We start from the raw sequence: 4243 nt of genomic DNA, 5'->3' as shown, positions 1-4243 counted from the left end.
GTACCGTCACTTATTGCACTGAAAACGAGGAGACCCCTAGTCCACGAGACGGCGGACCCCCTCGACGGCGGTGCCGCGCACGCTGGCGGGCAGTTGGAGTGCGCGCGCGACCAGGCGGGCCACGGCGGGGTGGCTCGGCTGAACATCGGCGGCGGCGGACTGCGGCGCACGCGGCTTGGATGGGGGCGCGTCGGTATCGGCCTTGCGCGCTTCGGCCTGGCCCAAGTCGAAGGCCTTGAGGCTGGGCTTGACACCGACACCACCGCGTTCGATGGTCTCTTCGAACTGCTTGCAGCTGAACGGCAGCACCCCCGAGCCGCTCAGGGCGCCGAACAGGACCGCACTGAGCACGCTGCCGGTGCGCTCGGCGGCCTCGGCCATGTCGAAGCTGATGAAGCGCCTGGCCGCCCGTCCGGCCTGTCGCAGGAGAGCGGCGCTGTCGACCCGGCCGTCACCCATCGCCGATTTCTCGGCGATCGAGTAGACGCGGTGCGTGGAAGTGATCAGCGTCGTGTTGTGCGACGTCACGAAGCCCCGCTGGACGGCCCGGCCGGCTTCCATGAGCTCGGAGGCCAGCACGATGTCCACATCCCCGGGCAGTGGCGCCTGGGCGAGCACGGGCGCCCGCGCTCCTGGAACGTCGGCGCCAGGGAACAATTCCACGTAGTAGATCGTCGCACCGGTGCGCTGCGCGACTCCGGGCACGGAGGTGGTCTGGGCGAACCAGCCATTGGCTTCGCCGAGGTCGACGATCCAGTCGGCAAGCACGCCACCGCCTTCGCCACCCATCGCCAGGACGGCGATCTTGATCGGTTCGGTCAGCGTCGCTGGAGGAAGGTCACGGGGGCTCATGGTTCTGGTTGAAGCGAGAGAGGTGGAACGGTTGGTGCATCGGCGTTGGGGCTCGGCTTGCGGTGCGGCATGCCGTTCAGAAGGCGTAGCGGGCGCGGCGGCGGGCATCGCCGCGCTGCAGCCAGCCGATCACGGCGGTGCGCACGCGCTGGAGCAGCCGGTCCCAGCGTGTCGGGTTGCTCACGATCTGGGCGCGGTAGAACGAAGGACAGAGCACGGCTGCATGCGCGACTTCGCCGCAGTTGCCGCAGCCCACGCAGCTGTCGATGACCATGGCCACCGGGTCGGTGCGCAGCGGATCCGGGTTGTCTCGGATGGAGAGCGAGGGGCAGCCCGACAGCCGGATGCAGGAATGGTCGCCCGTGCAGGTGTCGGGATCGACGCCGAAGCGTTCCCGCACCACGCGCTGGCCGTCGGCGAGCGCCTGGCGCACCTGCTTCTTCTCGCGGCGCTGCCGGTTGAGCATGCATTCGCTCTGGGCGATGAGCACCTTGGGGCCTTGCTCGGGCGTGGTCAGCGCCTCGCGCAGCGTGGCCATCATGGCCTTCAGGTCATAGGTGCGCTTGATGGTGCGCACCCAGTCGACGCCCACGCCCTTGACGGCGCGCTCGATCTCGTGGCCCGTGCTGCGCGTTGGATTGAGCGCGCGCGAGGACGGAATGTCCTGGCCGCCGGTGGCCGAGCTGTAGTTGTTGTCGACGATGACGGTCAGATTGTCGCTGCGGTTGAAAACCGCGTTGGCGATGCCGGAGGTCAGGCCGTTGTGCCAGAAGCCGCCATCACCCATGATCGAGATCGCCCGCTTGGCGGCTGGGGCGCTGCCCGGGGCGACGGTGAAGGCAGCCGAGCTGGCGCTGCCCAAACCGTAGCCCATGGTCGTGCTGCCCAGGTTGAATGGCGGCAAGATGGAGAACAGGTGGCAGCCGATGTCGGCGCTGATGTGGTGCGCGCCCAATTCGCGCTCGATCAGCTTGATGGCGGTGAAGATCGGCCGCTCCGGGCAGCCGGTGCACAGGCCCGGAGGGCGTGGATGCACGGTCTCGCTCAACGGCGGGAGGTCGTCAGCTGCGGCAAGCCATCCTTGCTGGTACGCCATGATGCTGCCCACGGGGCTGCCCACGGGGATGCGGTTGCCATCGCCATCGTCCTGGGCATCGTCCTCCAGGTCGCCATCGGCGAAGGCCAGGGCTGGCTGGCGCATCGCCGGCGCCGGAGCTGCGGGCGGTGCGGCGGGCACCGCGATCACGGGAATGCCGATGGGACGCTGGCGCCGTTCGGGCTGGGCCTGGGGTTCGACGAAACCATAGCGCTCCAGGAAGGCGCGCACGCCGGCGAGCACCGTGGCCGTGTTGTAGTCGCCTGCCAGCGGCAGCACGTCCTTGCCGTGCAACTTGGTGTCGATGTCCAGTTGCCGCAGGATGTTGGCCACGTTCTGCTCGACGAAGTTCGGCTGTCCTTCTTCGACGACCAGCACGGCGCGCTTGCCACGGCAGAATCGCTCGAATTCGGCGTCCACCAGCGGATAGGCCACGTTCATGACGTACAGCGGGATCTTCGAGTCGCCATGCACGTTCGCTAGACCGAGCTTCTGCAGGGCACGGATCAGGGTGTTGTAGCCGCCGCCTTGCAGCGCGATCCCGACATCGGCCATGTCCTCCGCGAAGAATTCGTTGAGGCAGCGCTCCTCGATGAAGCGGATGGCCGCGGGCCAGCGCTGCTCGATCTTCTCGCGCTCGTGCAGGAAGGAGGCCGGCGGCAGCACGATGCGGTTGACGTCGCGCGCGGGGTTCTCCAGGGCATCCTTGACCGTGAAGGCCGGCCGGCGGTTGGCCCCGGAGATGAAATGCCCGTGCAGGTGGCAGGAGCGGATGCGCATCTGCAGCATCACGGGCGTGTGGCTGGCCTCGGACAGCTCGAAGCCGTCCTTGACCGACTGGACGATGCTGGGCAGGTTGGGCCGGGGGTCGAGCAGCCACATCTGCGACTTCATCGCAAAGGCGTGGCTGCGCTCCTGCATGATCGATGAGCCCTCGCCGTAGTCCTCGCCCACGATGATCAGCGCGCCACCGGTGACGCCGCCGGAGGCCAGGTTGGCCAGGGCATCGGAGGCGACGTTGGTGCCGACGGTGGCTTTGAAGGTGATGGCGCCGCGCAGCGGGTAGTTGACGGAGGCCGCCAGCGTGGCTGCGGCGGTCGCCTCGCTGGCGCTGTTCTCGAAGCGGATGCCGTGGTCGGCGAGGATGTCCTGCGCGTCGGCCAGCACGTCCATCAGGTGCGAGATCGGCGAGCCCTGGTAGCCGGCCACGTAGGCCACGCCCGATTCCAGCAGCGCCTTGGTCACCGCCAGGATGCCTTCGCCGCGGAACACCTCGCCTTCGCCCAGCCTGAGCTTCTTGACTTCCTCGACGAATGATCGCTCTGCCATCGTGTTCTCCTGTCTTGCTTCGGGTGCTCCGAGCCTTCCGATGAAGGCGACATTTGTGAAGCTTCGCGAGTCGGTGCGCTTCAGCCGGTGCAGCGTTCTGGGTCGATCAAGTGCCATGCCGGCCGCAACCCGCTCGGCGGGATTGGTGTTTTCCCGGATGTACGCATCATTTTTGATCTATGATAATAAAAAAAGACGGTGAATTTGAAGGGTTTTCCCCTAGATCATCAAGTATCGCCGACTAATATAATTAGCCGCAAATAACCTAGGAGACGCGATGAGCGGGAAATTCATTGAAAAGCACGGCATCTGGTCGGATACCCAGAAAGCCGCAGCAGCAGACGTCCTGAATAAAATTGAGAAAGCGGGGCTGCAGATGGTTCGGTTGTCTTGGCCGGATCAGTACGGACTGCTGCGCGGAAAAATGCTGTCGGTCGCCGCGCTCAAGTCGGCATTCGCCAGCGGCTCGGAGATCACGATGGCGCCGTTCTTTTTCGATACCGCCAGCGCCATCGTATTCAACCCTTTCTCTGCCGACGGGGGCCTCGGCAGCGCCGAACTGGCCGGCAGCCCGAACGTCGTGATGGTCCCGGACCCCACCACGTTTCGCATCCTGCCCTGGGCGGATCGCACCGGCTGGATGCTGGCCGACCTTTACATGACCAGTGGGCGCCCGTTCGCGTTGAGTCCGCGCGCCATCCTGAAAAAGGCGCTGGCCGAGATGCAGGACCTGGGCTACGACTACCAGGCCGGCCTCGAGGTCGAGTGGTATCTGACGCGCATCGTCGATCCCTGCCTGGAGCCCGAAACCCTTGGCGGCCCCGGAACGCCTGCGGCGCCTCCCAAGGTGATGCCGGTGGCCAAAGGGTATTCGTACCTGCTGGAGAACCACCTGGACGAGGTCGAGCCCATCATGGCCGAGGTGCGCCAGCACCTGTTGGCCCTGGGGATGCCCCTGCGCAGCAT

The 4243-nt window shown here is 66.3% G+C and carries 1 protein-coding gene and 2 pseudogenes; 1 reads left to right on the top strand and 2 read right to left on the bottom strand.

The window, feature by feature from the left end:
* Window positions 1–39 precede the first annotated feature (39 nt).
* Window positions 40–852, bottom strand: a pseudogene (locus tag APY03_RS38340) (indolepyruvate oxidoreductase subunit beta family protein); the annotation flags it as partial.
* Window positions 853–928: 76 nt separating this feature from the next.
* Window positions 929–3277, bottom strand: coding sequence for a thiamine pyrophosphate-dependent enzyme (locus tag APY03_RS38335; RefSeq protein ID WP_068685872.1), 2349 nt, complete (start codon window positions 3275–3277; stop codon window positions 929–931).
* 277 nt (window positions 3278–3554) lie between these two features.
* Here APY03_RS38335 and APY03_RS38330 point away from each other — a divergent pair.
* A pseudogene (locus APY03_RS38330) lies at window positions 3555–4243 on the top strand (glutamine synthetase); the annotation flags it as partial.

The organism is Variovorax sp. WDL1 (assembly GCF_001541225.1).
Classification (GTDB): Bacteria; Pseudomonadota; Gammaproteobacteria; order Burkholderiales; family Burkholderiaceae_C; genus Variovorax.
This window is presented reverse-complemented; position numbering and strand designations above follow the sequence as displayed.

What these genes read in the sequence shown, in the direction of transcription:
- APY03_RS38335 (WP_068685872.1), bottom strand. Translation starts at nt 3,277, where the DNA reads ATGGCAGAGCGATCATTCGTCGAGGAAGTCAAGAAGCTCAGGCTGGGC.